At 60.7% G+C, this 26166-nt stretch carries 31 protein-coding genes; 21 read left to right on the forward strand and 10 right to left on the reverse strand.

All coding sequences use genetic code 11. The features are described from left to right. Positions 1 to 66 precede the first annotated feature (66 nt). The 6 genes from ACQ4OB_RS23840 (at position 67) to ACQ4OB_RS23865 (ending at position 5133) form a co-directional block, all read left to right on the forward strand. A complete protein-coding gene (locus ACQ4OB_RS23840) occupies positions 67 to 966 on the forward strand; it encodes an energy transducer TonB (protein ID WP_074871636.1) in 900 nt (299 codons plus the stop codon). Positions 967 to 1235: 269 nt separating this feature from the next. Next, positions 1236 to 1808: a YqgE/AlgH family protein gene (locus tag ACQ4OB_RS23845; RefSeq protein ID WP_074871638.1), complete on the forward strand. Its 573-nt coding sequence runs from the start codon at positions 1236 to 1238 to the stop codon at positions 1806 to 1808. Continuing rightward, entirely contained in the window at positions 1808 to 2245 is a 438-nt protein-coding gene (gene ruvX, locus ACQ4OB_RS23850) for a Holliday junction resolvase RuvX (protein WP_005792259.1), read from the forward strand. Before ACQ4OB_RS23845 ends, ruvX begins: the two co-directional genes overlap by 1 nt. An 84-nt stretch (positions 2246 to 2329) precedes the next feature. Beyond that, a complete protein-coding gene (gene pyrR / locus ACQ4OB_RS23855; RefSeq protein ID WP_008152613.1) occupies positions 2330 to 2833 on the forward strand; it encodes a bifunctional pyr operon transcriptional regulator/uracil phosphoribosyltransferase PyrR in 504 nt (167 codons plus the stop codon). Positions 2834 to 2860: 27 nt separating this feature from the next. After that, positions 2861 to 3865, forward strand: a complete 1005-nt coding sequence (locus ACQ4OB_RS23860; RefSeq protein WP_074871640.1) for an aspartate carbamoyltransferase catalytic subunit — start codon at positions 2861 to 2863, stop codon at positions 3863 to 3865. Beyond that, a complete protein-coding gene (locus ACQ4OB_RS23865; protein ID WP_430956568.1) occupies positions 3862 to 5133 on the forward strand; it encodes a dihydroorotase in 1272 nt (423 codons plus the stop codon). Before ACQ4OB_RS23860 ends, ACQ4OB_RS23865 begins: the two co-directional genes overlap by 4 nt. Positions 5134 to 5246: 113 nt before the next feature. On the opposite strand, the gene ACQ4OB_RS23870 is transcribed toward ACQ4OB_RS23865, so the two are convergent. Next, complete coding sequence (locus ACQ4OB_RS23870) at positions 5247 to 5678, reverse strand: NINE protein (protein WP_076029430.1); 432 nt, start codon at positions 5676 to 5678, stop codon at positions 5247 to 5249. Between the two features lie 250 nt (positions 5679 to 5928). Here ACQ4OB_RS23870 and ACQ4OB_RS23875 point away from each other — a divergent pair, with 250 nt between their 5' ends. Beyond that, positions 5929 to 6546 carry a C40 family peptidase gene (locus ACQ4OB_RS23875; protein ID WP_074871646.1) on the forward strand — a complete coding sequence of 206 codons (618 nt, stop codon included), beginning with the start codon at positions 5929 to 5931 and terminating at the stop codon, positions 6544 to 6546. A 128-nt stretch (positions 6547 to 6674) separates the two neighbouring features. Here the strand turns inward: ACQ4OB_RS23875 and ACQ4OB_RS23880 are convergent, their stop codons facing one another. Further along, complete coding sequence (locus ACQ4OB_RS23880) at positions 6675 to 7709, reverse strand: type IV pilus twitching motility protein PilT (protein ID WP_074871648.1); 1035 nt, start codon at positions 7707 to 7709, stop codon at positions 6675 to 6677. A gap of 55 nt (positions 7710 to 7764) precedes the next feature. Here ACQ4OB_RS23880 and ACQ4OB_RS23885 point away from each other — a divergent pair, with 55 nt between their 5' ends. From ACQ4OB_RS23885 to ACQ4OB_RS23930, 10 genes are all read left to right on the forward strand, one after another. Beyond that, a complete protein-coding gene (locus tag ACQ4OB_RS23885) occupies positions 7765 to 8451 on the forward strand; it encodes a YggS family pyridoxal phosphate-dependent enzyme (protein WP_074871650.1) in 687 nt (228 codons plus the stop codon). Between the two features lie 35 nt (positions 8452 to 8486). Continuing rightward, positions 8487 to 9305, forward strand: a complete 819-nt coding sequence (gene proC, locus ACQ4OB_RS23890) for a pyrroline-5-carboxylate reductase (RefSeq protein ID WP_430956569.1) — start codon at positions 8487 to 8489, stop codon at positions 9303 to 9305. A 24-nt stretch (positions 9306 to 9329) separates the two neighbouring features. Then, complete coding sequence (locus tag ACQ4OB_RS23895) at positions 9330 to 9917, forward strand: YggT family protein (RefSeq protein WP_074871653.1); 588 nt, start codon at positions 9330 to 9332, stop codon at positions 9915 to 9917. Then, complete coding sequence (locus ACQ4OB_RS23900; protein WP_430956570.1) at positions 9917 to 10213, forward strand: DUF167 domain-containing protein; 297 nt, start codon at positions 9917 to 9919, stop codon at positions 10211 to 10213. The genes ACQ4OB_RS23895 and ACQ4OB_RS23900 overlap by 1 nt, the downstream gene beginning before the upstream one ends. A gap of 198 nt (positions 10214 to 10411) precedes the next feature. Then, a complete protein-coding gene (metX, locus tag ACQ4OB_RS23905; protein ID WP_074871658.1) occupies positions 10412 to 11551 on the forward strand; it encodes a homoserine O-succinyltransferase MetX in 1140 nt (379 codons plus the stop codon). Positions 11552 to 11558: 7 nt separating this feature from the next. Next, positions 11559 to 12179 carry a methionine biosynthesis protein MetW gene (metW, locus tag ACQ4OB_RS23910; RefSeq protein WP_074871659.1) on the forward strand — a complete coding sequence of 207 codons (621 nt, stop codon included), beginning with the start codon at positions 11559 to 11561 and terminating at the stop codon, positions 12177 to 12179. Positions 12180 to 12205: 26 nt separating this feature from the next. Then, a complete protein-coding gene (locus ACQ4OB_RS23915; protein WP_074871661.1) occupies positions 12206 to 12640 on the forward strand; it encodes a DUF4426 domain-containing protein in 435 nt (144 codons plus the stop codon). Continuing rightward, positions 12637 to 13233 (forward strand): RdgB/HAM1 family non-canonical purine NTP pyrophosphatase, encoded by a 597-nt coding sequence (gene rdgB, locus ACQ4OB_RS23920; protein WP_074871662.1) that lies wholly within the window; start codon positions 12637 to 12639, stop codon positions 13231 to 13233. The genes ACQ4OB_RS23915 and rdgB overlap by 4 nt, the downstream gene beginning before the upstream one ends. Then, positions 13230 to 14435, forward strand: a complete 1206-nt coding sequence (gene hemW, locus ACQ4OB_RS23925; RefSeq protein ID WP_430956571.1) for a radical SAM family heme chaperone HemW — start codon at positions 13230 to 13232, stop codon at positions 14433 to 14435. Before rdgB ends, hemW begins: the two co-directional genes overlap by 4 nt. A 22-nt stretch (positions 14436 to 14457) precedes the next feature. Beyond that, positions 14458 to 14781 carry a DUF3392 domain-containing protein gene (locus ACQ4OB_RS23930; protein WP_074871666.1) on the forward strand — a complete coding sequence of 108 codons (324 nt, stop codon included), beginning with the start codon at positions 14458 to 14460 and terminating at the stop codon, positions 14779 to 14781. A gap of 130 nt (positions 14782 to 14911) precedes the next feature. Here ACQ4OB_RS23930 and trmB read toward each other — a convergent pair whose 3' ends face one another. The 4 genes from trmB to ACQ4OB_RS23950 all read right to left on the reverse strand — a co-directional run bounded on the left by trmB (position 14912) and on the right by ACQ4OB_RS23950 (position 17167). Further along, positions 14912 to 15637: a tRNA (guanosine(46)-N7)-methyltransferase TrmB gene (trmB, locus tag ACQ4OB_RS23935; RefSeq protein WP_430956572.1), complete on the reverse strand. Its 726-nt coding sequence runs from the start codon at positions 15635 to 15637 to the stop codon at positions 14912 to 14914. 9 nt (positions 15638 to 15646) lie between these two features. Then, positions 15647 to 16441, reverse strand: coding sequence for a thiazole synthase (locus tag ACQ4OB_RS23940; RefSeq protein WP_008068101.1), 795 nt, complete (start codon positions 16439 to 16441; stop codon positions 15647 to 15649). Between the two features lie 63 nt (positions 16442 to 16504). Beyond that, entirely contained in the window at positions 16505 to 16705 is a 201-nt protein-coding gene (gene thiS / locus ACQ4OB_RS23945; RefSeq protein ID WP_007897898.1) for a sulfur carrier protein ThiS, read from the reverse strand. Between the two features lie 90 nt (positions 16706 to 16795). After that, positions 16796 to 17167 (reverse strand): DUF423 domain-containing protein, encoded by a 372-nt coding sequence (locus ACQ4OB_RS23950; protein ID WP_074871674.1) that lies wholly within the window; start codon positions 17165 to 17167, stop codon positions 16796 to 16798. Positions 17168 to 17241: 74 nt separating this feature from the next. Here ACQ4OB_RS23950 and mtgA point away from each other — a divergent pair, with 74 nt between their 5' ends. Next, positions 17242 to 17964 (forward strand): monofunctional biosynthetic peptidoglycan transglycosylase, encoded by a 723-nt coding sequence (gene mtgA, locus ACQ4OB_RS23955; protein ID WP_102616459.1) that lies wholly within the window; start codon positions 17242 to 17244, stop codon positions 17962 to 17964. Between the two features lie 206 nt (positions 17965 to 18170). On the opposite strand, the gene rpoH is transcribed toward mtgA, so the two are convergent. The 4 genes from rpoH to ftsY all read right to left on the reverse strand — a co-directional run bounded on the left by rpoH (position 18171) and on the right by ftsY (position 22334). After that, positions 18171 to 19025, reverse strand: coding sequence for an RNA polymerase sigma factor RpoH (rpoH, locus tag ACQ4OB_RS23960; RefSeq protein ID WP_007897890.1), 855 nt, complete (start codon positions 19023 to 19025; stop codon positions 18171 to 18173). 113 nt (positions 19026 to 19138) lie between these two features. Beyond that, positions 19139 to 20161 carry a permease-like cell division protein FtsX gene (gene ftsX / locus ACQ4OB_RS23965; RefSeq protein WP_074871679.1) on the reverse strand — a complete coding sequence of 341 codons (1023 nt, stop codon included), beginning with the start codon at positions 20159 to 20161 and terminating at the stop codon, positions 19139 to 19141. After that, positions 20158 to 20829, reverse strand: coding sequence for a cell division ATP-binding protein FtsE (gene ftsE, locus ACQ4OB_RS23970; protein WP_056738938.1), 672 nt, complete (start codon positions 20827 to 20829; stop codon positions 20158 to 20160). The genes ftsX and ftsE overlap by 4 nt, the downstream gene beginning before the upstream one ends. Beyond that, positions 20826 to 22334: a signal recognition particle-docking protein FtsY gene (ftsY, locus tag ACQ4OB_RS23975; RefSeq protein ID WP_430956573.1), complete on the reverse strand. Its 1509-nt coding sequence runs from the start codon at positions 22332 to 22334 to the stop codon at positions 20826 to 20828. Before ftsY ends, ftsE begins: the two co-directional genes overlap by 4 nt. Before the next feature lie 344 nt (positions 22335 to 22678). Between ftsY and ACQ4OB_RS23980 the strand changes: the two genes are divergently transcribed. From ACQ4OB_RS23980 to rsmD, 3 genes are read left to right on the forward strand one after another with little or no spacing between them, the layout of a single operon-like run. After that, positions 22679 to 24034, forward strand: coding sequence for a M16 family metallopeptidase (locus ACQ4OB_RS23980; protein ID WP_074871683.1), 1356 nt, complete (start codon positions 22679 to 22681; stop codon positions 24032 to 24034). After that, complete coding sequence (locus tag ACQ4OB_RS23985; protein WP_074871684.1) at positions 24027 to 25517, forward strand: M16 family metallopeptidase; 1491 nt, start codon at positions 24027 to 24029, stop codon at positions 25515 to 25517. The genes ACQ4OB_RS23980 and ACQ4OB_RS23985 overlap by 8 nt, the downstream gene beginning before the upstream one ends. Continuing rightward, entirely contained in the window at positions 25517 to 26128 is a 612-nt protein-coding gene (rsmD, locus tag ACQ4OB_RS23990) for a 16S rRNA (guanine(966)-N(2))-methyltransferase RsmD (RefSeq protein WP_033060498.1), read from the forward strand. The genes ACQ4OB_RS23985 and rsmD overlap by 1 nt, the downstream gene beginning before the upstream one ends. Positions 26129 to 26166: the final 38 nt, after the last annotated feature.

Here is a 26166-nt window from a genome sequence, read left to right on the forward strand (position 1 = left end):
CAAGAAACGACCAACATTGCGTTATCATCCGCGGCCTGTGAAAAACGCGATGTTGGTTTTTTTGTCATGACGCTTCCGTCCGATCTACCTGCTGAACTCGCCCATCGTGGCGTGCGCCCGGCTGATCGCCTCGGTTTTACTCTGTTTCTCGCGGCGCTGATTCACCTGGCCTTGCTGTTGGGCGTCGGCTTTACGATGGTCGAACCCCAGCAAATCAGCAAAACCCTGGAAATCACCCTCGCCACCTTCAAAAGCGAAAAGAAGCCTGAAAAAGCCGATTTCCTCGCTCAAGAGAATCAGCAAGGCAGCGGCACCCTGGATAAAAAGGCCATTCCCAAGACCACCGAGGTCGCGCCTTTCCAGGACAACAAGGTGCAGAAAGTCACGCCACCGCCGGCGGCCAAGCCCGAAGTGCGCGAAGCCGCACCGAAAGCAGCCGTGACGACCGTCGCGCCCAAGCCGAAAAAGGCCCCGGCCAAAACCGAAGAACCCAAGCCTGTCACCAAACCCGCAGTCGCCGCGCCGACGTTCGACAGTGAACAGCTGTCCAGCGACATCGCCAGCCTGGAAGCGGAACTGGCCAGCGAACAACAGCTGTATGCCAAGCGCCCGCGGATCCACCGCCTGAGTGCCGCGTCGACCATGCGCGACAAGGGCGCCTGGTATAAGGACGAGTGGCGCAAGAAGGTCGAGCGCATCGGCAACCTGAATTACCCCGACGAAGCGCGACGCAAGCAGATCTACGGCAATTTGCGCCTGATGGTTTCGATCAACCGCGACGGCTCGCTGTTTGAAGTGCTGGTGCTGGAATCCTCCGGGCAACCGCTGCTGGACCAGGCGGCGCAGCGCATCGTGCGGCTGGCCGCGCCGTTTTCACCGTTTACCGGGGATTTGGCGGATATCGATCGCCTGGAAATCATCCGCACCTGGAAGTTTGCCCGCGGGGACAGACTCTCCAGCAACTGACCCCCCACACCCCCCTGTGGAAGCAGGCCTTTGTGGCGAGGGGGCTTGCCCCCGTTGGGTCGCGAAGCGACCCCAAGCTTGCAACCCCGTTATGACCGGCACACCGCATACAATGGTTTTACGACTGCTGCGCAGCCGAACGGGGCGGTGCGACGTTTCGCTAAACCCCCTCGCCACAAAGGCTCGCTCCCACATTTGGTCTGTGCCAACTGCCAAATTGCGCCATCCTCAGCTTGTCAGTTTGCGCCTCCAACGCCACACTAGCGCTCATGAAGAACGTCAGCCCCAGCTACCTCAAGCATCACTTCCTGATCGCCATGCCTCACATGGTCGACCCGAACTTTGCGCACACCTTGACCTACATCGTCGAGCACACGGCCAATGGTGCCATGGGCCTGGTGGTCAATCGTCCGCAAGACCTCAACCTGGCCGATATCCTCGAGCAACTGCGCCCCGAGATCGAACCGCCGGTGCTCTGCCAGCATGTGCCGATCTTCATCGGCGGCCCGGTGCAGACCGACCGCGGTTTTGTCCTGCACCCCTCGGGGCAGAGTTATCAGGCCACCGTCGAGCTCGATGAGAAACTGGCCCTGTCCACCTCCCAGGACGTCCTGTTCGCCATCGCCGACGGCGTCGGTCCGGCAAAAAGCCTGATCGCCCTCGGATACGCCGGCTGGGAAGCCGGGCAGCTGGAAGCCGAACTGGCCCAGAACGCCTGGCTGACCTGCCCGTTCGATGCCGAAATCTTGTTCAACACCAGCAGCGAACTGCGCCTGGAAGCAGCGGCCAAGCACCTGGGCGTCAATCTCAGCCTGCTAACCAGCCAGGCGGGACACGCCTGATGGCCCTGCGCCTGATTTTGGGTTTCGACTACGGCACCAAACAGATCGGCGTTGCGGTCGGCCAGGTGATTACCGGCCAGGCCCGCGAGCTGTGCACCTTGAAGGCACAAAACGGTATTCCCGACTGGAATCAGGTCGAAGCCCTGATCAAAGAGTGGAAACCCGATGCCGTGGTGGTGGGCCTGCCCTTGAACATGGACGGCACGCCGAGTGACATGTGCCTGCGCGCTGAGAAATTCGCCCGCCGCCTCAACGGCCGCTACAACCTGCCCTTCTATACCCACGATGAACGCCTGACCACCTTCGAAGCCAAGGGTGAACGGCGTGATCGTGGCGGACAAAAGGGCAGCTACCGCGACAACCCGGTGGACGCCATCGCCGCCGCCCTGCTGCTGCAAGGCTGGCTCGACGAAAACACCGCATTGTTCGAATCCTGAAGAGCCGCAACACGCGTCTCTACTTAGCGACAACCCGAGCCACCTCTCCAGCAGAACCCGGCTCGGGCCCAAGAAGGAGCAACCATGAGCCTGCCCAATCCCGCCGAACTGATCAGCCAGATGGCGACCCGTCTCAAGGCGCACCTGGAACACCGTGGCATCAGCGAGCCGCGCTACATCGGTATTCGTACCGGTGGCGTCTGGGTCGCCCAGGCGTTGCTCGATGAACTGGGCAGCGACTCGCCCCTCGGCACCCTGGACGTCTCCTTCTACCGCGACGACTTCAGCCAGAACGGCCTGCACCCACAAGTACGCCCGTCTGCCCTGCCGTTCGAGATCGAAGGCCAGCACCTGGTGCTGATCGATGACGTGCTGATGAGCGGCCGGACCATCCGTGCCGCCCTCAATGAGCTGTTCGACTACGGCCGCCCGGCCAGCGTGACATTGGTCTGCCTGCTGGACCTGGACGCCGGCGAGCTGCCGATCCGCCCTAACGTGGTCGGCGCGACTTTGTCGCTGGCCGCCCACGAACGGGTGAAGCTGTCCGGCCCGGAACTCAAGCTCGAACTGCAAGACCTCGCCCTTTAATTCGCCCTATTGAGAGTCCCCCTCGCGATGACGCCTCTAGAAACCAAGCGCCCGCTGCAGCTCAATGATCAGGGCCAGCTGCGCCACTTCCTCTCGCTCGACGGTTTGCGCCGCGAGCTGCTGACGGAAATCCTCGACACCGCCGACTCGTTCCTCGAAGTCGGCGCCCGGGCGGTGAAGAAAGTCCCGTTGCTGCGCGGCAAGACCGTGTGCAACGTGTTCTTCGAGAACTCCACCCGCACCCGCACCACCTTCGAACTGGCCGCCCAGCGGCTGTCGGCGGACGTGATCACCCTGAACGTGTCCACGTCGTCGGCGAGCAAGGGCGAAACCCTGCTCGACACCCTGCGCAACCTGGAAGCCATGGCCGCCGACATGTTCGTCGTGCGTCACGGTGATTCCGGCGCGGCGCACTTCATCGCCGAACATGTCTGCCCGCAAGTGGCGATCATCAACGGCGGTGACGGCCGTCACGCCCACCCGACCCAAGGCATGCTCGACATGCTCACCATCCGTCGGCACAAGGGCGGTTTCGAAAACCTTTCCGTAGCCATCGTCGGCGACATCCTGCACTCGCGGGTGGCGCGCTCGAACATGCTCGCGCTGAAAACCCTTGGCTGCCCGGACATCCGCGTGATCGCGCCGAAAACCCTGCTGCCAATCGGCGTCGAGCAGTATGGCGTGAAGGTCTACACCGACATGACCGAAGGCCTGAAAGACGTCGACGTGGTGATCATGCTGCGCCTGCAACGTGAACGCATGACTGGCGGCTTGCTGCCGAGCGAAGGCGAGTTCTACCGCCTGTTCGGCCTGACCACCGCGCGCCTGGCCGGGGCCAAACCGGATTGCATCGTCATGCACCCGGGGCCGATCAACCGTGGCGTGGAGATTGAGTCGGCGGTGGCCGACGGCCCGCACTCGGTCATCCTCAACCAGGTCACCTACGGCATCGCAATTCGTATGGCTGTGTTGTCCATGGCCATGAGCGGGCAGACTGCCCAGCGCCAATTCGAGCAGGAGAACGCCCAGTGAAGCTCAGCATTCTCGGCGCCCGCGTCATCGATCCGGCCAGCGGCCTGGATCAAGTTACTGATATCCATATTGAAGCCTGCAAGATCATTGCCCTTGGCACCGCACCCGCCGGTTTTGTCGCCGTCGACACCCTCGACGCCAAAGGCCTAGTCGCCGCCCCTGGGCTGGTTGACCTGAACGTCGCCCTGCGCGAGCCGGGCTACAGCCGTAAAGGTTCAATCGTCAGCGAAACCCGCGCTGCCGCGGCCGGTGGTGTCACCAGCCTGTGCTGCCCGCCGAAAACCAAACCGGTGCTGGACACCTCGGCCGTGGCCGAACTGATCCTCGACCGCGCCCGCGAGGCCGGCAACACCAAAGTCTTCCCGATTGGCGCCCTGAGCAAAGGCCTGGACGGTGAACAGCTGGCCGAGTTGATCGCCTTGCGCGATGCCGGTTGCGTGGCCTTCGGCAATGGCCTGGACAGCTTCCGCAACACCCGCACGCTGTGCCGGGCGCTGGAATACGCCGCTACATTCGACCTGACGGTGATTTTCAACTCTCAGGACCATGACCTGGCCGAAGGCGGCCTGGCTCACGAAGGCCCGACCGCCAGCTTCCTCGGTTTGCCGGGCATCCCGGAAACCGCCGAAACCGTGGCGCTGGCCCGGGACCTGCTGTTGGTCGAGCAAAGTGGCGTGCGCGCGCACTTCAGCCAGCTCACCAGCGCCCGTGGCGTGGCCCTGATCGCTCAGGCCCAGGCGCGCGGCCTGCCGGTGACGGCCGATGTCGCCCTGTACCAGCTGATTCTGACCGACGAAGCGCTGATCGATTTCAACAGCCTCTATCACGTCCAGCCGCCGCTGCGCACCCGCGCCGACCGCGATGGCCTGCGTGAAGCGGTGAAATCGGGAGTAGTGTCGGCGATTTCCAGCCATCACCAACCCCACGAGCGAGATGCCAAACTGGCGCCGTTCGGGGCCACCGAGCCGGGTATCAGCAGCGTTGAACTGCTGCTGCCGTTGGCGATGACGCTGGTGGAAGACGGTTTGCTGGACCTGCCGACGCTGCTGGCGCGCTTGAGCACCGGACCTGCCGAGGCATTGCGCCTGCCGGCGGGCAAACTGGCGGTAGGTGGACCGGCGGACATCGTGCTGTTCGACCCGGCGGCTTCGACCGTGGCCGGCGAGACCTGGCTGTCCAAAGGCGAAAACTGCCCGTTCATTGGCCATAGCCTGCCGGGCGTGGTGCGTTACACCCTGGTGGATGGACGCATCAGCCACCAGGCGTAAGACCCTGTGGCAAGGGAGCTTGCTCCCGCTGGGGCTGCGCAGCAGACCTGTTTTGGGGTCGCTTCGCGACCCAGCGGGACGGTGCGGCGTTCCGACAAGCTCCCTCGCCACAACTACTGGAAAGCACCTCGGTTCTGCGCATTGCGAATCGACACCTGGTCATTCAGCGTCCAGAAGTCATACAGCACCCCCAGAAAGAACAACCCGCCCGTCACCAGGTACAGCAATCCGCTGATCCACTTCCCCTGATACATGCGGTGTACGCCAAAAACCCCAAGAAACGTCAGCAGAATCCACGCAACGTTGTACTCAATGGGCCCGGCGGTAAAACGCAGGTCCGCTTCACGATCCATGGCCGGGATCAGAAACAGGTCGATCAACCAACCGATACCCAACAAACCGAAGGTGAAGAACCAGATCGTCCCCGTCACCGGCTTGCCGTAATAGAAGCGGTGAGCGCCGGTAAAACCGAAAATCCACAGCAGGTAACCAATCACCTTGCTGTGCGTGTCTTGTTGCGAGACAGGCTGTTGATAGGTGTTCATGAAGGACCTCGATTCACACGATAGATAAATATTCTTTAAATCTTTGTGACTTTTTTACAGGTGGCCGACGTATGGCAAATGCTACCTTGTGTCCCGTCAAAGCCTTGTAGCACAAGCGTTGTGTCCGACAATCGCGTCTATTTTCAGCTTATTTGGTTCCGTTGACCCCAAGGTTGAATCGACCAACGGCCTCGAAAGGGCCAAAAAAGCTGTTATAAAGTTGCGCGCTAACTTATATGAGCCTTGCCTAATGCGTCCATTTTTCAAGACATGGCTAACCATTTGCCTTTTGATGCCACTGGCCGCCCACGCCACCAATCGTGAGCAACGTCTTCCTAACGTTAATGGTTACACCCCTAAATCCCATGTTTCTGCTCCTTCGAGCAAAAACAAACAGACCGTAAAACGCGCTCCTCAACTGAGCAGCAAAAGCGGCCTTGTTCCGCCAATGGCGAGCAAGGAAAGCAGCGACGTGCTGAGCCGCGCCGTTAACGTCCTCGGTACACCCTACCGTTGGGGCGGCAGCAGCCCAAGTAAAGGGTTCGACTGCAGTGGCCTGGTGAAATACGCGTTCAACGACGCCACGTTTGATCTGCCGCGCACGTCCAATGCGATGGCCAGCGGTCATGGCGACAAAGTCGATCGCAAGGATCTGAAGCCTGGCGACCTGATTTTCTTCAACATCAAGAGTCGTCGGGTCAATCACGTTGCCATCTACCTGGGCAACGACCGCTTCATCCACGCGCCGCGTCGTGGCAAGTCGGTGAGCATCGACACCCTGAAGAAACCGTACTGGGAAAAACACTACGTGGTTGCCAAGCGGGTTATGCCGAAAGAGAAGAACACCCTGCAGGTTGTTCAACGCTAATCCGGCACTGATCGTTCCCACGCTCTGCGTGGGAATGCAGCCCGGGACGCTCCGCGTCCCTGCCGAAGCGGACGCAGAGCGTCCATTGAGGCATTCCCACGCAGAGCGTGGGAACGATCTACTCCCCCTCAAAAACCATCCGGCGTGCGCGCTTTCTCCCGCGCATGCTCGCGGCTGATAAAGCCCTTGCTTACCAGCTCCTTCAAGCACATATCCAGCGTCTGCATCCCCAGGTTGCCCCCGGTCTGAATCGACGAGTACATCTGCGCCACCTTGTCTTCGCGGATCAGGTTACGGATCGCTGACGTGCCGAGCATGATTTCGTGGGCCGCGATCCGCCCGCCGCCGATCTTCTTGATCAACGTCTGCGACACCACCGCCAGTAACGACTCGGACAGCATCGAGCGAACCATCGACTTCTCGTCTCCTGGAAACACGTCCACCACCCGGTCGATGGTTTTCGCCGCCGATGTCGTGTGCAGCGTGCCAAATACCAGGTGGCCGGTTTCGGCGGCGGTCAACGCCAGGCGAATGGTCTCGAGATCGCGCATTTCCCCCACCAGGATCACGTCCGGATCCTCCCGCAGGGCCGAGCGCAGCGCCGTGGCGAAACTGCGCGTATCACGATGGACTTCGCGCTGGTTGATCAAGCATTTGCGCGACTCGTGGACGAACTCGATCGGGTCTTCGATGGTGAGGATGTGCTGATGACGATGGCTGTTCAGATGATCGATCATCGCCGCCAAAGTGGTGGATTTGCCGGAACCGGTCGGCCCGGTCACCAGCACCAGCCCCCGCGGCGCTTCGGTAATCTTGCGAAACACCTCCCCCATACCGAGGTCTTCCATGCTCAGGACCTTGGACGGAATGGTCCGGAACACCGCGCCAGCACCGCGATTGTGGTTGAACGCGTTAACCCGAAAACGCGCCACGCCGGGCACGTCGAAGGAGAAGTCGGTCTCCAGGTGCTTCTCGAAGTCCACGCGCTGCGTGTCGTTCATGATGTCGTAGATCAGCGCCTGCACCTGTTTGTGGTCCAGGGCCGGCAGGTTGATGCGCCGCACATCGCCGTCGACCCGAATCATCGGGGGCAGGCCGGCAGACAGATGCAAGTCGGATGCGCCCTGTTTCGCGCTGAAAGCCAGCAGCTCAGTGATATCCATAGCGTTCCTCAATTCCAGTAGAATGCCGCGAACCTTCAGCCGCCGGCGCCTCTTGATGTCCACGATAGCAGACAACATCGCTCAGGTTAGTTCACGCATCCACGCTGCCGCCCTTGCCGCAAAGCGCGACGCAGACAGCGTCCAGCTATTGGCCGTGAGCAAGACCAAGCCGGCCGAGGCCCTGCGCGAAGCGTATGCCGCCGGCCTCCGCGACTTTGGCGAGAACTACTTGCAGGAAGCCTTGAGCAAACAGCTCGAATTGGCCGACCTGCCCTTGATCTGGCACTTCATCGGCCCCATTCAATCGAACAAGACTCGCGCTATCGCCGAGCACTTCGCCTGGGTGCATTCCGTGGATCGTTTGAAAATCGCACAACGCCTGTCCGAACAACGTCCTGCAGAGTTACCCCCACTGAACATCTGCATCCAGGTCAACGTCAGCGGTGAAGCCAGCAAGTCCGGCTGCACCCCGGCCGACCTGCCGGCCTTGGCCGATGCCATCAGCAAACTGCCGCGCCTCAAGCTGCGCGGGCTGATGGCAATCCCCGAGCCGACCGAAGATCGCGCCGCCCAGGATGCCGCTTTTGCTGCCGTGCAAAGCCTGCAAGCCAGCCTGAACCTGCCGCTCGACACACTTTCCATGGGCATGAGCCACGACCTTGAGTCGGCCATCGCCATGGGCGCCACCTGGGTCCGTATCGGTACGGCCCTGTTTGGCGCCCGCGACTATGGTCAGCCTTGAAATATGGCTGACTCCTCTCTTTATAAGGACCTGACATGAGCAAGACTCGTATTGCCTTTATCGGTGCCGGCAACATGGCCGCCAGTCTGATCGGCGGCCTGCGCGCCAAAGGTCTGGACGCCGCGCAGATCCGCGCCAGCGATCCGGGCGCCGAAACCCGCGCTCGCGTGAACGCTGAACACGGCATCGAGGTATTCGCCGACAACGCCGACGCCATCCAGGGCGCCGATGTCGTCGTACTGGCGGTCAAACCTCAAGCGATGAAAGCCGTCTGCGAAGCGCTTCGCCCAAGCCTCAAGCCCAATCAACTGGTGGTCTCGATTGCCGCCGGCATCACCTGCGCCAGCATGAACAACTGGCTCGGCGCCCAACCGATCGTGCGTTGCATGCCCAACACCCCGGCGCTACTGCGCCAGGGCGTGAGCGGTTTGTTCGCCACGGCTGAAGTGAGCACCGAACAACGCCAACAGGCGCAAGAACTGCTGTCCGCCGTTGGCATCGCCCTGTGGCTGGATGAAGAGCAGCAACTGGACGCGGTCACCGCCGTTTCCGGCTCGGGTCCGGCGTACTTCTTCCTGCTGATCGAAGCCATGACCGCCGCCGGCGTGAAGCTCGGCCTGCCGGCAGACATCGCTGCACAACTGACCCTGCAAACCGCTTTGGGCGCTGCTCACATGGCCGTGGCCAGTGACGTCGACGCTGCGGAACTGCGGCGCCGCGTGACGTCGCCTGCGGGCACCACGGAAGCGGCGATCAAGTCGTTCCAGACCGGTGGCTTCGAAGCCCTGGTAGAAAAAGCACTCGGCGCCGCTGCGCACCGCTCGGCCGAGATGGCCGAGCAACTGGGTCGTTAATCAGCTCTTACAAAGGAATCAATGATGCTCGGACTCAACGACGCTGCCATTTTCATAATCAAAACCTTGGGCAGCCTGTACCTGCTGATCGTGCTTTTGCGTTTCATCCTGCAATTGGTTCGGGCGAATTTCTACAACCCGCTCTGCCAGTTCATCGTGAAAGCCACTCAACCGCTGCTCAAGCCTCTGCGCCGGATCATCCCGAGCATGTTCGGGTTGGACATGTCGTCACTGGTGCTGGCGCTGATCGTGCAGATGCTGCTGATCGCCGTCATCCTGTTGCTCAAGGGCTTCGCGGTCGACTGGCTACTGTTGGTGCCTTGGGCGCTGATCGCGATCTTCTCGCTGTTTTTGAACATTCTGTTCTACGCGATGATCATCAGTGTGATCCTCTCCTGGGTTGCCCCAAGGAGCCACAATCCGGGCGCAGAGCTGGTCGCTCAGATTACTGAACCGGTACTCGCCCCGTTCCGCCGGATCATTCCGAGCCTGGGCGGCCTCGACATCTCGCCGATCTTCGCGTTTATCGTGATCCAGCTGCTGCAAAGCTGGCTGATCCCACGCCTTGCGTACTACGCCCTCATGCCGCAGGGGCTGCTCGGCCTGATCTGATGAGCTACTTTCGCTGGGACGGTGACGACCTGATTCTGGAGTGTCACCTGCAACCGGCGGCCCGCCGCGATGACTTCTGCGGGCTGCACGGGGATCGATTGAAGATTCGCCTGACGGCGCCGCCGGTTGAAGGCAAGGCCAACGCGTATTTGATGGCGTTTCTGGCCAAGGCGTTTGGGGTGTCCAAGAGCCAGGTGAGTCTGATCAGCGGCGAGTTGAACCGGCAAAAGCGAGTGCGGATTTGCTCGCCGAAGAAGCTGCCGGATTTGCCGGATCTGGCGCGCCCGGCAGGCTGACCGCATCATGATCGTTCCCACGCTCCGCGTGGGAATGCAGCCCGGGACGCTCCGCGTCCCAGCCGAAGCGGACGCAGAGCGTCCAGCGAGGCATTCCCACGCAGAGCGTGGGAACGATCGTTAGTGGTGGGGAAGTTAGCTTGCTGCTAGGGTCAGCGGTCTTTAGACTTACGCCTCATTTCAACGAGAGCAGGGTCGATGCCAGCTGCCTTTCCCCCCGATTCTGTTGGTCTGGTGACGCCGCAAGTGGCGCACTTCAGCGAACCCCTGGCTTTGGCCTGCGGCCGTTCGCTCCCAGCTTATGACCTGATCTACGAAACCTACGGCACGCTGAATGCCGCGGCGAGCAACGCCGTGCTGATCTGCCACGCGCTGTCCGGTCATCATCACGCTGCCGGCTTCCACAGCCCCGACGACCGCAAACCCGGTTGGTGGGACAGCTGCATCGGCCCCGGCAAGCCGATTGATACCAACAAATTCTTCGTGGTCAGCCTGAACAACCTCGGCGGTTGCAACGGCTCTACCGGCCCGAGCAGCGTCAATCCGGAAACCGGCAAGCCGTTTGGCGCCGACTTCCCGGTCCTGACCGTGGAAGACTGGGTTCACAGCCAGGCGCGCTTGGCAGACCTGCTCGGCATTGGCCAATGGGCCGCCGTGATTGGCGGCAGTCTCGGTGGCATGCAGGCGATGCAATGGAGCATCACCTACCCGGATCGCATTCGCCACTGCCTGGCTATCGCCTCGGCCCCCAAGTTGTCGGCGCAGAACATCGCGTTCAACGAAGTGGCGCGCCAGGCGATCCTCACTGACCCCGAGTTCCACGGCGGTTCGTTCCAGGAAGCGGGCGTAATTCCCAAGCGTGGCTTGATGCTGGCGCGGATGGTCGGGCACATCACGTACCTCTCCGATGACTCGATGGGTGAGAAATTCGGTCGTGGCCTCAAGAGCGAGAAGCTCAACTACGACTTCCACAGCGTCGAATTCCAGGTCGAAAGCTACCTGCGCTATCAAGGCGAAGAGTTCTCCGGGCGCTTCGACGCCAACACGTACCTGCTGATGACCAAGGCGCTGGACTACTTCGATCCAGCGGCGAACTTCGACGATGACCTGGCGAAAACCTTCGCAAACGCCCAGGCCAAGTTCTGCGTGATGTCTTTCACCACCGACTGGCGCTTCTCCCCTGCCCGCTCGCGGGAGCTGGTGGACGCGCTGATGGCGGCCAAGAAAGACGTCTGCTACCTCGAGATCGACGCTCCGCAAGGCCACGACGCCTTCCTGATTCCGATCCCGCGCTACTTGCAGGCGTTCAGCAACTACATGAACCGAATTACGTTGTGAGAAAGCCATGAGAGCTGATCTGGAAATCATCCAGGAATGGATCCCCGCCGGCAGCCGCGTGCTCGACCTCGGTTGCGGTGATGGCGAATTGCTGACCTGGCTGCGCGATAACAAGCAAGTCACCGGCTATGGCCTGGAAAACGACCCGGACAACATCGCCGAGTGCGTGGCCAAGGGCATCAACGTGATTGAACAGGACCTGGACAAAGGCCTGGGCAACTTTGCCAGCAACAGCTTCGACGTCGTGGTCATGACCCAGGCGCTGCAAGCCGTGCACTACCCGGACAGAATCCTCGACGAAATGCTGCGCGTCGGTCGCCAGTGCATCATCACCTTCCCCAACTTCGGTCACTGGCGCTGCCGCTGGTACCTGGCGAGCAAGGGCCGGATGCCGGTGTCCGATTTCCTGCCGTATACCTGGTACAACACGCCGAACATCCACTTTTGCACCTTCGCAGACTTTGAAGCGTTATGTCGCGAACGTGAAGCCAGGGTCATTGATCGGCTTGCCGTGGATCAACAGCACCGCCACGGGTGGGCCAGTAAGCTATGGCCTAATCTATTAGGTGAAATCGGTATTTACCGCGTCAGCAGCCCCGGGCTGCAAGACCACAAGGTCGCGGTCTGAACAGCGTCACTTCGAGGAGAATGATCATGGGTCGTCTAGCGCTGTTTGTACTTACTGCCTGCCTGAGCGTCACGGCCATGGCCGCTGACACTATAAAAGGTGACCGACAGGAAAAATTTGGCGATGTGACGGTGCATTACAACACCTTCAACTCCACTTTCCTGACACCCGACATTGCCAAGGCCGCGCAGCTCACCCGTAGCAAGAACCAAGGTGTGATCAACGTTTCGGTGCTCAAGGACGGCAAACCGCAGATGGCTCAAGTCAGCGGAACGGTCAAAGACCTCACCAGCCAAAGTGTGAACCTGAAGTTCCGCGAAATCACTGAACAAGGCGCTATCTATTACATCGCCCAGTTCCCGGTGGATCAGCAGGAAACCCGCACCTTCAAGATCGATGTCAAAACCGGCGACAAAACCAACACCATCAATTTCAACCAAGAGCTTTTCCCTGGCCAATGATCAATTTCACGCAACTCGTACTGGCCAGCCACAACGCCGGCAAACTCAAGGAACTCCAGGCCATGCTCGGCGAATCGGTGCACTTGCGCTCGATCGGCGAGTTCAGCAGTGTCGAGCCTGAAGAAACCGGCCTGTCTTTCGTCGAGAACGCCATCCTCAAGGCCCGCAATGCAGCGCGCATCTCCGGCCTGCCAGCACTGGCAGACGATTCGGGGTTGGCAGTGGATTTCCTTGGCGGTGCGCCGGGTATCTACTCGGCTCGTTATGCTGATGGCCAAGGCGATGCGGCGAACAACGCCAAACTGCTCGACGTGTTGAAAGACGTGCCGCAAGCCGAACGCGGCGCCCAGTTCGTCTGCGTGCTGGCGCTGGTGCGTCATGCCGACGATCCGTTGCCGATTATCTGCGAAGGCTTGTGGCACGGGCGAATCCTGCCAGCGGCCAGCGGCGAACACGGTTTTGGTTACGATCCGCTGTTCTGGGTGCCGGAGCGTGAATGTTCCAGCGCCGAACTGAGCCCGAGCGACAAGAACCTCATCAGCCACCGCGCCCGTGCAATGGATCTGCTGCGCCAGCGTCTGGGCCTGAAATGATCCACGACTCATCCGCGTCGCCGCTGATCTTCGGCGGCGCCGCCCAGTCGCCTCGGGCCGCGCTCCCCGTGCTGCCGCCCCTGGCGTTGTACATCCACATTCCGTGGTGTGTGCGCAAATGCCCTTATTGCGACTTCAACTCCCACACCGCCAGCCCGGTGCTGCCGGAAGAAGAGTATGTGGACGCGCTGCTGGCCGACCTCGACCAGGACCTGCATGCGGTCTATGGCCGTGAGCTGAGTTCAATCTTCTTTGGGGGCGGCACGCCGAGCCTGTTCAGCGCTGAAGCCCTGGGCCGTTTGCTCAAAGGCGTGGAGCAGCGCATCCCCTTCGCCAGCGACATCGAAATCACCCTGGAAGCCAACCCCGGGACGTTCGAGCAAGAGAAGTTCGTCGCCTACCGCGCGCTGGGCATCAATCGCCTGTCGATCGGCATCCAGAGCTTTCAGGAAGAAAAACTCAAAGCGCTGGGGCGGATTCACAACGGTGACGAAGCGGTACGTGCCGCCGGCATGGCCCGTCAGGCCGGGTTCGACAACTTTAATATGGACCTGATGCACGGTTTGCCCGATCAGTCCCTGGACGACGCCCTGAGCGACCTGCGCCAGGCCATCGCCTTGAAGCCGACCCACTTGTCCTGGTATCAGCTGACCCTGGAGCCCAACACGGTGTTCTGGAACCAGCCGCCAACGCTGCCGGAAGACGACACGCTGTGGGACATTCAGGAAGCCGGCCAGGCGCTGTTGGCCGAGCACGGTTACGCGCAATACGAAGTCTCGGCGTATGCCCAGCCCGGCCGTCCGGCGCGGCATAACCTCAATTACTGGAGTTTCGGCGACTTTATCGGCATCGGTGCCGGGGCTCACGGCAAGCTCAGCCACCCGGACGGGCGCATTGTCCGCACCTGGAAGACCCGCTTGCCGAAGGACTACCTCAACCCGGCCAAAAGCTTCAAGGCCGGGGAGAAAGCCCTGACCAATGAAGAAATGCCGTTCGAGTTCCTGATGAACGCCTTGCGCCTGACCGAGGGCGTGGAATCGCGACTGTACCCGGAACGCACCGGGATGAGCCTGGAAAGCCTCGCCGAAGGCCGCAAGGTCGCCGAACAAAGTGGCTTGTTGCAGGTCGAACCGTCACGTCTGGCGGCCACCGAGCGCGGACAACTCTTCCTCAATGACTTGCTGCAGACATTTCTGAGCTGATTTCAGCCTTAAGGGAAAACGAATGGATTTGATACTCGACCTGCTCGCCACCGCGTCCCGCTGGAGCCGTAGCAACCTGTCTGAAATCGCTCTGGCCCTGGTGGGCTGTCTGCTGGTGTTGTTTGGCGCCGATATCAAAAGCTGGGTCGACGCACGCCTGGGCAGCATCGCCGGCGCCTTGCGCGTCCCGCTGATGGCCCTGCTGTGCATGATCGGCAGCGGCGTCGCACTGATCTACGCCACGCCATGGATCATCAAAGGCCTGAGCCAGTTCAACAACTACAGCCTGGCACCGGTGTTGTTGGTGGTGCTGGTGCTCATCGGTGTCGTCGCCGACCGCCGCTGATTCCCAGGCACACCCAAAACAACTGTAGAAGTGAGCCTGCTCGCGATAGCGGCCTGACAGTCACCTAAGAGGCTGAATGTCAGACCGCTATCGCGAGCAGGCTCACTCCTACATTTTTACGGCGTGATACTTAAGACTGTTTTTCGAACTTCAGGTCCCACACGCCATGCCCAAGACGTTCGCCGCGGCGTTCGAACTTGGTGATCGGGCGCTCGGTCGGGCGCGGGACGCATTTGCCGTCTTCGGCCAGGTTGCGATAACCCGGCGCAACGTTCATCACTTCCAGCATGTACTCGGCGTACGGTTCCCAGTCGGTGGCCATGTGCAGCACACCGCCGACTTTCAACTTGCTGCGCACCAGCTCAGCGAAAGACGCCTGAACGATACGGCGCTTGTGGTGACGGCTCTTGTGCCACGGGTCCGGGAAAAACAGCATCAGGCGATCGAGGCTGTTGTCGGCGATGCAACGGTTGAGCACTTCGATTGCATCGCAATCGTAGACGCGCAGGTTGGTCAGGCCCTGAGTGAGCACGCCATTGAGCAGCGCACCAACACCCGGACGGTGCACTTCCACGCCGATGAAATCCTGTTCCGGCGAGGCCGCGGCCATTTCCAGCAGCGAATGGCCCATGCCGAAACCGATTTCCAGGGAGCGCGGTGCCGCGCGACCGAACACTTGGTCGAAGTCCATCGGCGCGTCGGCCAGCGGCAGCACGAACAGCGGCGTACCCTGTTCCAGACCGCGTTGCTGGCCTTCGGTCATGCGCCCGGCGCGCATCACGAAACTCTTGATGCGGCGGTGTTGGCGCTCGTCGCCTTCTTCCGTCTGGATTGGCGTGTCGTTTGATTCAGTCATCAATGGCTCTTACTTGATCAGACCATCCAGCGGCGAGGAGGCGCTGGCATAGAGTTTTTTCGGCATGCGGCCGGCGAGGTAGGCCAAGCGACCTGCCACGATGGCGTGTTTCATGGCTTCAGCCATCATGATCGGCTGCTGGGCGTGGGCGATGGCCGAGTTCATCAGCACCGCTTCGCAACCCAGCTCCATGGCAATGGTGGCGTCGGAAGCAGTACCGACACCGGCATCCACCAGCACAGGAATCTTGGCTTCTTCGAGGATGATCTGCAGGTTGTACGGGTTGCAGATCCCCAGGCCTGTACCGATCAGACCGGCCAGCGGCATCACTGCGATAACGCCGATTTCCGCCAATTGACGGGCGATGATCGGGTCATCGCTGGTGTAGACCATCACGTCGAAACCTTCCTTGACCAGCACTTCGGCGGCCTTGAGGGTTTCGATCACGTTGGGGAACAGGGTTTTCTGATCCGCCAGCACTTCCAGCTTCACCAGGTTGTGGCCGCCGAGCAGCTCACGGGCCAGGCGGCAGGTGCGCACAGCCTCGGTAGCGTCGAAGCAACCGGCAGTGTTAGGCAGGAAGGTGTAGCGATCCGGCGACAGGACTTCGAGCAGGTTCGGTTCGCCCGGGTTCTGGCCGAGGTTGGTGCGGCGCACGGCGAAGGTGACGATCTCGGCACCCGAGGCTTCGATGGCCAGGCGGGTTTCTTCCATGTCGCGGTACTTGCCGGTGCCTACCAGCAAACGCGACTGGTAAGTACGACCGGCCAGGACGAAGGGCTTGTCGCTACGAACGATGCTCATGGGAAATCCTCTGTAGGGGTGAGGTTCTTGCAGAATAATTCTGTGGCCTCTTGGGCCAGACGACTAGCCGCCGCCGATGGCGTGCACGACTTCTACGGAGTCACCATCATTTAGGGTGGTTTCTGCGTGCTGGCTGCGCGGGACGATATCCAGATTGAGTTCAACCGCCACCCGGCGTCCGGTCAGTTCCAGACGGGTCAGCAGGGCCGCAACGGTTTCACCGTCGGGCAGTTCAAGGGATTCGCCGTTCAACTGAATGCGCATGCCGAATGCCGCCATCATTTTTAGGGGCTGGCATTCTAGCCCGATCAGTCTTGGCGACCCAAGCCATTCGTCATGAAATGGACTGCCCGGTCAGCTCAACCGCCAGGCGGCAAGCCCCAGGCACAACCAGCCGACCAGAAATGCCAGCCCGCCGAAGGGAGTGATGATCCCGAGCTTGCTCACGCCGGTCATGGTCAACAGGTACAGACTGCCGGAAAACAGCAGGATGCCGACGACGAACGATGCACCCGCCCATGTGATCAGGCGACCGGGAATCTGCGTGGCCAGCAGCGCAACGCCCAGCAGTGCCAAGGTGTGCACCAACTGATAGGTGACGCCGGTATGGAAAATCGCCAGGTACTCGGGTGTCAGGCGGCTTTTCAAGCCGTGGGCGGCGAACGCGCCAAGGGCAACGCCGGTGAAGCCGAAAAAAGCGGCCAGCATCAGAAAGCCACGCAGCATGAAGAACTCCAGTCAGACTCGATCCACAGGGTCTGTATAATGGCCCGCTCAACGGGTTCGGCCAAGCCATCTCTATGCTGCGTTTATTTTTGCGACGATTCACGAAGGCCCTGCTCTGGTTCGCGGGTGGCAGCGTTTTGCTGGTGCTGATCTTTCGCGTGGTACCGCCACCGGGAACGGCGTTGATGGTCGAGCGCAAGATCGAATCCTGGTTCGACGGCGAACCCATCGACCTGCAACGCACCTGGAAACCCTGGGATGAAATCTCCGATGACCTGAAAGTCGCGGTGATTGCCGGCGAAGATCAGAAATTCCCGGAGCATTGGGGCTTTGACTTTGGCGCGATCCAGGCCGCACTGGCCCACAACGAACTCGGTGGAACGATTCGCGGCGCCAGCACCCTGAGCCAGCAGGTCTCGAAGAACCTGTTTCTGTGGTCTGGCCGCAGCTGGTTGCGCAAAGGCCTGGAAGCCTGGTTTACCGGGCTGATCGAAGTGTTCTGGCCCAAGCAGCGAATTCTTGAGGTGTACCTGAACAGCGTTGAGTGGGATGACGGTGTGTTTGGCGCTGAAGCCGCAGCCAGGCATCACTTTGGCGTCGGCGCTCGCTCGCTGTCCCGGCAGCAGTCCAGCCTGCTGGCTGCGGTGCTGCCTAACCCGCGGGTTTGGAGCGCCAGTCATCCGACTAACTACGTCGCACGGCGGGCGGGATGGATTCGACAGCAGATGAGTCAGCTCGGGGGCGATAGCTATCTGGTCGGGATCAATGATTCACGCCGCGCACCTTGGTCCCAATGACACTGCAAATCTCCTGTGGGAGCGAGCCTGCTCGCGATAGCTATTGATCATTCAATATTTATAGCGACTGACCTGACGCCATCGCGAGCAGGTCGAATCGTCGCACCGTCGCTCCCACATTGGTTTATGGTGACTCAGGAAAAATGGGCACAAACAAAAACGCCCCGATCAATGATCGGGGCGTTTTTTTTATGCCTGAGCTGCTGTTAAGCGGCAATCGACAACTTGAGCTTGTTCATCGCGCTCTTCTCGAGCTGACGAATACGCTCTGCCGACACGTTGTACTTCTGCGCCAGGTCATGCAGCGTGGCTTTTTCTTCCGCCAGCCAGCGCTGGTAGAGGATGTCACGGCTACGGTCGTCCAGCACTTCAAGCGCTTCGTGCAGGTTGTGGTTGGAGTTGTCGCTCCAGTCGGCATCTTCCAGCTGACGGGCCGGGTCGTACCGGTGGTCTTCCAGATAGTTGGCCGGCGATTGGAAAGCGCTGTCGTCGTCCGCTTCCGCGGCCGGGTCGAAGGCCATGTCATGGCCGGTCAGGCGACTTTCCATCTCACGCACTTCCCGAGGCTCTACACCGAGGCTTTCCGCCACACGATGGACTTCCTCGTTGTTCAGCCACGCCAGACGTTTCTTCTGGCTGCGCAGGTTGAAGAACAGCTTGCGCTGGGCCTTGGTGGTCGCGACTTTCACAATGCGCCAGTTGCGCAGGATGAACTCGTGGATTTCCGCCTTGATCCAGTGCACCGCAAAGGACACCAGGCGCACACCCATTTCCGGGTTGAAGCGCTTCACCGCCTTCATCAGGCCGACGTTGCCTTCCTGGATCAGGTCAGCCTGAGCCAGACCGTAGCCGGAATAGCTACGGGCGATATGTACAACAAAACGCAGGTGGGCGAGCACCATCTGCCGAGCCGCCCCCAAATCCTGCTCATAATAGAGACTCTCGGCCAGTTCGCGCTCCTGCTCCGGCGTCAGCAATGGAATGCTGTTCACCGTGTGCACATAGGCCTCCAGGTTTGCACCCGGGACCAGAGCATATGCAGGTTGCAAAGAATTGGTCATACGAAAAAACCTCCGACTTACATAACTCGTGCAGTTCAGCACTGCGAAAATTGACCGGGAACCGAAAGACAAGTTCCCATAAACGCTGAAAGGTCAATACGAGCAAAATGATACTACTTAGGCGCAAGCTCCCTCAGGTGGCGTGCGACTGCAATCCATGCACCGATATACCCCAACAGCACCGCGCCAAGCAAGAGAGACAGACCGTCGGCGACTGGCACTCCGGCCAGCGCAAAATCACTGCCGTACAACCCGGCCAGCCCAACCACCGCGTCGTTCAGCCAATCAAGGCCGAACGCCAATACGCCCCAGGAAAGAATCCCCGCACCGAAGCCATAAAGCGCACCCATGTACAGAAAGGGCCTGCGCACATAGCTGTCAGTGCCGCCGACGAGTTTAATCACTTCTATCTCTGTGCGGCGGTTTTCAATATGAAGACGAATGGTATTGCCTATCACCAAAAGTAATGCAGACACCAGAAGCACGGTCAGACCGAAGACAAAACGGTCACCCAGCTTGAGGATGGCTGCCAGACGCTCGACCCAGACTAGATCAAGTTGCGCCTGTTGTACCTTCGGCAGCTCGGAAAGTTTTTGTCGTAATGCTTCAAGGGCTGGCTTGTCGACCTCGTTCGGCGTCACCAGAACCACGCCCGGCAGCGGGTTTTCCGGCAGTTCTTTCAGCGCCTCGCCCAGACCGGACTGCAACTGAAACTCTTCCAGCGCCTGATCGCGACCGACATATTCAGCATCAGCTACGCCCGGCATCCCCTTGATCTGCTCACGCAACGACTCGCCTTCCGCAGGGCTGGCCTCGATTTGCAGGTACAGGGAAATCTGCGCCGCACGCTGCCAGGAGCCGCCAAGACGCTCGACGTTACTTAGCAAAAGTGACAGGCCCATCGGCAAACTCAGGGCTACCGCCATCACCATGCAGGTGAAGAAGCTACCGATGGGCTGCTTGCCCAAACGGCGCAAGCTGTCGAGCAAACTGGCGCGATGACTTTCGACCCAGGCACGAAACAACGTGGCGAAATCCGGGCCGTCATCATCGTCACGTTTTTTCTTCTGCGGCTGTTGGTCGGCGGCCTTCGGGGCCACGCGCTCGGAAACCTTGGGGCTGCGTGTCGCACTCATACGCCGGCCTCCCCGTCACCGATCAATCGACCGCGTTGCAGGGTCAGCATGCGGTGGCGCATGCGGGCGATCAGTGCCAGGTCGTGACTGGCAATCAACACACTGGTGCCCAAACGGTTGATGTCTTCGAACACGCCCATGATTTCTGCCGCCAGGCGTGGATCGAGGTTACCGGTCGGTTCGTCCGCCAGCAGCAAGGCCGGGCGGTGAACGATGGCGCGGGCGATACCGACACGCTGTTGCTGACCGGTGGACAGGTCGCCAGGGTACAAGTCGGTCTTGTCCGACAGCGCCACGCGCTCGAGCGCCGAATCCACGCGCTTGGTGATCTCGGCCTTGGACAACCCCAGGATCTGCAAGGGCAGCGCGATGTTGTTGAACACCGTGCGATCGAACAACAGCTGGTGATTCTGGAACACCACGCCGATCTGCCGTCGCAGGTAAGGAATCTGCGCGTTGCTGATGGTGCTCAGGTCTTGCCCGGCCAGCAGCAATTTGCCGGTGGTCGGACGCTCCATCGCCAGCAGCAGGCGCAACAAGGTGCTTTTGCCGGCGCCAGAGTGGCCGGTCACAAACAAAAACTCGCCCCGACGAACTCGAAAGCTCAGCTCATGCAAGCCGACGTGGCCGTTCGGGTAGCGTTTACCGACCTGTTCGAAACGAATCATGAACGCTCCCGCTCGGCAAACAGTGCCTGGACAAAGGGTTCTGCTTCAAAAGTACGCAAATCATCGATACCTTCACCGACGCCAATGTAGCGGATCGGCAGGCCAAACTGCTTGGCGAGGGCAAAAATCACCCCACCTTTGGCGGTGCCATCAAGCTTGGTCAGCGCCAGTCCGGTGAGTTCGACGGTCTGATTGAATTGTTTGGCCTGGCTGATCGCGTTCTGCCCCGTACCGGCATCAAGCACCAACAGCACCTCGTGAGGCGCGTCGGCGTCGAGTTTGCTGATGACCCGGCGAACCTTCTTCAACTCTTCCATCAAATTGTCTTTGGTGTGCAGGCGACCGGCGGTGTCGGCGATCAATACGTCGATGCCACGGGCCTTGGCCGCTTGCACGGCATCGAAGATAACCGAAGCCGAGTCCGCGCCAGTGTGCTGGGCGATGACCGGGATTTTGTTGCGCTCGCCCCAGACCTGCAATTGTTCGACGGCGGCGGCGCGGAAGGTATCGCCAGCCGCGAGCATGACTTTCTTGCCTTCGAGCTGCAGCTTCTTCGCCAGCTTGCCGATGGTAGTGGTCTTGCCGGCACCATTGACGCCAACGACCAGGATTACGAACGGCTTGTTCTGCGAAGTGATTTTCAGCGGTTGCTCGACAGGCTTGAGCATCGCCGCCAGTTCCGCTTGCAGGGATTTGTACAGCGCGTCGGCATCGGCCAGTTCTTTGCGAGCGACCTTCTGGGTCAGGCGCTGAATGATCACCGAAGTCGCCTCGACGCCCACATCGGCGGTCAGCAGGCGGGTTTCGATGTCTTCGAGCAGCTCGTCATCGATGATCTTCTTGCCCAGGAACAGGCTGGCCATGCCTTCGCCGATGCTGGCGCTGGTCTTGGACAAGCCTTGTTTCAGGCGGGCGAAGAAACCGGCTTTGGTTTCTTCGGTACGCACAGGCTCGGCAGGCGCTTCGACGGGAACGACGGGAGCGACGACCGGCGCAGGTGCTGGAGCAACCGGAGCAACCGGAGCAACCGGAGCAATGAATACGGGCACCACAGGTTCTGTAACAACCGGTTCAGGCTCGGCCAAAACCACTGGCGCGACAACCGGCTCAACCACTGGCGCTTGAACAGGCTCAGGAGCAAACGCAGTCGGCGCTGGAATCGGTGGCGTAACGTGCGGCGCCAGCTCGTCTTCGACCAATGACACCGGCTCTTCCGCCACGGGCAACGTCAGCCACGGCTCGGCAACGGGCGTGAGCGGCACCTGGGTCACGACTTCGGCGACGACAGCAGGCTCAGGCTCGATGACCGGCTGCAACACCGGCTCGGAGATCGGCGGGATAATCGGCGCAAGCTCTTCTTCTATTACCGGCGCAGGCGTGGGCTCAGGAAGTGGTTGTGGCTGTTCGACGACGGGTTCCTGCGGCTTTTTGCGCAGCCATCCGAACAGGCTTTTCTTCTCACCAGCCGCAGCTGGGGCTTTCTTGTCGTCGTTGGAACCAAACATGGAGGACGGCTATCTCACGGTAGCGACGCGCCAAAGGGCGCCTCGGCAAATAAATATTCGATGCAGAACAGACTGCGATTGACCCAGCTTGTTCACGCGCAACATTTTGTCGAGGTGCAAACAGCACCTCAAAGGTCGACTAATACGAAGGACTGGAACGGCATCGTCGGCGAAAACGCAGAGTTTAGCTGACAAACTCAAAGCTTCCGCCGTAAACCCAAACAACCTGCTGACCGATCAAAGGCCTGATAGGCGTGGCCGCCAGTAAAACGGATCAGTATCCTAGCACCTCCTCGCCCGCCTAGGCTAAGACCAAGCGGGCAGCCCCAAAGGTTTAAAAACGAATGAATGCTCTAGCCCGCCGCGCTGCAGGCCTGCTGCTCAGCACAGTTTGTCTGCCCCTCTCGGCCCTGGCTGCCGATCCTCAACCCACCCATGAATTCACCCTCGATAACGGCCTGAAGGTCGTCGTGCGCGAAGACCATCGTGCGCCAGTGGTGGTTTCCCAAGTCTGGTACAAGGTCGGCTCCAGCTACGAGACCCCGGGTCAGACCGGTTTGTCCCACGCCCTGGAACACATGATGTTCAAGGGCAGCGAGAAAGTCGGCCCCGGCGAAGCCTCGCTGATCCTGCGCGACCTCGGCGCCGAAGAGAACGCGTTCACCAGCGATGACTTCACGGCGTATTACCAGGTGCTGGCCCGCGACCGCCTGGGCGTGGCCTTCGAACTGGAAGCCGACCGCATGGCCAGCCTGCGCCTGCCGGCCGACGAGTTCGCCCGCGAGATCGAAGTCATCAAAGAAGAACGTCGCCTGCGCACCGACGACAAGCCGATGTCCAAGGCCTACGAACGCTTCAAGGCCATGGCCTACCCGGCCAGCGGTTACCACACGCCGACCATCGGCTGGATGGCTGACCTGGACCGCATGAAAGTCGAAGAGCTGCGCCACTGGTACCAATCCTGGTACGTGCCGAACAACGCCACGCTGGTGGTGGTCGGTGACGTGACCCCGGACGAGGTCAAGACCCTGGCCCAGCGCTATTTCGGCCCGATCGCCAAACGTGATGTGCCCTCGGCAAAAATCCCGTTGGAACTGGCCGAACCCGGCGAGCGCAAGATCACCCTGCATGTGCAGACTCAACTGCCAAGCCTGATGCTGGGCTTCAACGTGCCAAGCATCGCCACCGCTGAAGACAAACGCTCGGTCAACGCCTTGCGCCTGATCTCCGCCCTGCTCGACGGCGGCTACAGCGGACGCATCCCGACACAACTGGAGCGCGGCGAAGAGCTAGTCTCCGGCGGTTCGTCGAGTTACGACGCCTACACCCGTGGCGACAGCCTGTTCACCTTGTCGGCAACGCCCAATACCCAGAAAAACAAAACCATGGCCCAGGCCGAAGCGGGCCTGTGGAAACTGCTCGAACAGCTGAAAACCACCGCGCCGTCCGCTGAAGAACTGGAACGCGTCCGCGCACAGGTCATCGCCGGCCTGGTTTACGAGCGCGACTCGATCACCAGCCAGGCCACCGCCATTGGCCAACTGGAAACCGTGGGCCTGTCCTGGAAGCTGATGGACACCGAACTCGCCGAACTGGAAAGCGTGACCCCGCAAGACATCCAGAAAGCCGCCAAGCTGTATTTCACCCGCGAACGTCTCAGCGTCGCCCATGTACTGCCAGAGGAGACGACTCATGAGTGAGCGTAAAAAACCGCGCCTGGCGCTGATTGGCCTGATCGTTGTCGCCTTGATCGGATCTGCCGCTTTCTACTTCTCCAAGACCGACGATTCCAAGGCCAGCGAAGCGCTGGACAAGGCCAAGGCCAGCCAGAAACTGCAATCACTGGCCGAACTCGACGGCAAAGCGCCAAGCCACCGCACCCTGGACGTGCAGACGTGGAAAACCGCCGAGGGCGCCAAGGTGCTGTTCGTCGAAGCCCGGGAGCTGCCGATGTTCGACATGCGCCTGATCTTTGCCGCCGGCAGCAGCCAGGACGGTGACGCACCTGGCCTTTCCATGCTGACCAACGCCATGCTCAACGAAGGTGTGGCCGGCAAAGATGTCGGCGCCATCGCTCAGGGCTTCGAAGGCCTGGGCGCAGACTTTGGCAACGGCGCATTCAAAGACATGGCTCTGGCTTCGCTGCGCAGCCTCAGTGCCGCGAACAAACGCGAACCGGCGCTGAAGTTGTTCTCAGAAGTCGTCGGCAAACCGACCTTCCCGGCCGATTCCTTTGCGCGCATCAAGAACCAGATGCTCGCCGGTTTCGAGTACCAGAAGCAGAACCCCGGCAAGCTCGCGAGCCTGGAGCTGATGAACCGTCTGTATGGCGATCATCCGTACGCACATTCCAGCGACGGCACGGCTAAGACCGTTCCGGCGATTACCGTGGCCCAGATGCGCGCGTTCCATGAGAAGGCTTACGCAGCCGGCAACGTGGTGATTGCGCTGGTGGGCGACCTGTCTCGCGCTGAAGCCGAAGCGATTGCCGCACAAGTTTCCAGTGCGCTGCCTAAAGGTCCGGAGCTGGCGAAAATCCCGCAACCGGAGGAACCGAAAGCCAGCATCGGTCACATCGAGTTTCCGTCCAAGCAGACCAACCTGATGCTCGCGCAATTGGGCATCGACCGTGACGACCCGGACTATGCAGCACTGTCCATGGGCAACCAGATCCTCGGTGGCGGTGGTTTCGGTACACGACTGATGAGCGAAGTGCGCGAGAAGCGCGGCCTGACTTACGGCGTCTATTCGGGTTTCACCCCGATGCAGGCGCGCGGCCCGTTCATGATCAACCTGCAAACCCGCGCCGAGATGAGCGAAGGCACGTTGAAGCTGGTGCAGGATGTGCTCGCCGACTACCTTAAAACCGGCCCGACCCAGAAAGAACTCGACGACGCCAAGCGTGAACTGGCCGGCAGCTTCCCGCTGTCCACTGCCAGCAACGCCGATATCGTCGGCCAACTCGGCGCCATGGGTTTCTACAACCTGCCGCTGAGTTACCTGGATGACTTTATGCGCGAGTCCCAGAGCCTGACGGTCGAGCAGGTCAGAACTGCACTGAACAAACACTTGAGCACGGACAAAATGGTCATCGTCAGCGCTGGCCCGACCGTGCCGCAAAAGCCGTTACCGGCCCCCACTGATAAACCTGCCGAGCAACCGCTCGGGGTTCCGGAGCATTAATGGCCACTCGTCCAAAAAAACCCGTACACAACGTCCATAACGGCGTGAACCAACTGCGCATCATCGGCGGTGAATGGGGCAGCCGAAAGCTGAGCTTCCCGGATGCCCCAGGCCTGCGACCTACCCCGGACCGGGTGCGTGAAACCCTGTTCAACTGGCTCGCGCCGTATGTCGCTGGCGCCAAGGTCCTGGACCCGTTCGCCGGCAGCGGCGCGTTGTTCCTCGAAGCCTTGTCCCGTGGCGCGGCCATGGGCCAGGCGCTGGACGCCAGCAACATCGCGGTCGCCAGCATCAAGGAACATCTGGGCACGCTGCGCTGCACCACCGGCCAGATTCAGACCGCCGATGCCCTGCGCTACCTGGAAACCCAGACAGCGACTGCGTACGACCTGGTGTTCCTCGATCCGCCGTTCAACCAGAACCTGTTGCCAGGCGTTTGTGCATTACTTGAAGAACGTCAGTGGCTGGCCGACGAAGCCTGGATCTACACTGAAAGCGAGAATGCGCCATCGAGCCTTGGCTTACCAGGCAACTGGCGCCTGCACCGGGAGCAGAAATCCGGGCGGGTGTATTACGCGCTGTGGCAACGTATGGCAGAGATTGCCGGTTAATCAACCGGCCTGAAAAAGGGGCGCGCCTCACACGAGGC

Origin of the sequence: Pseudomonas sp. ES4 (assembly GCF_050586665.1) — a bacterium.
GTDB classification, from domain to species: Bacteria; Pseudomonadota; Gammaproteobacteria; order Pseudomonadales; family Pseudomonadaceae; genus Aquipseudomonas; species Aquipseudomonas frederiksbergensis.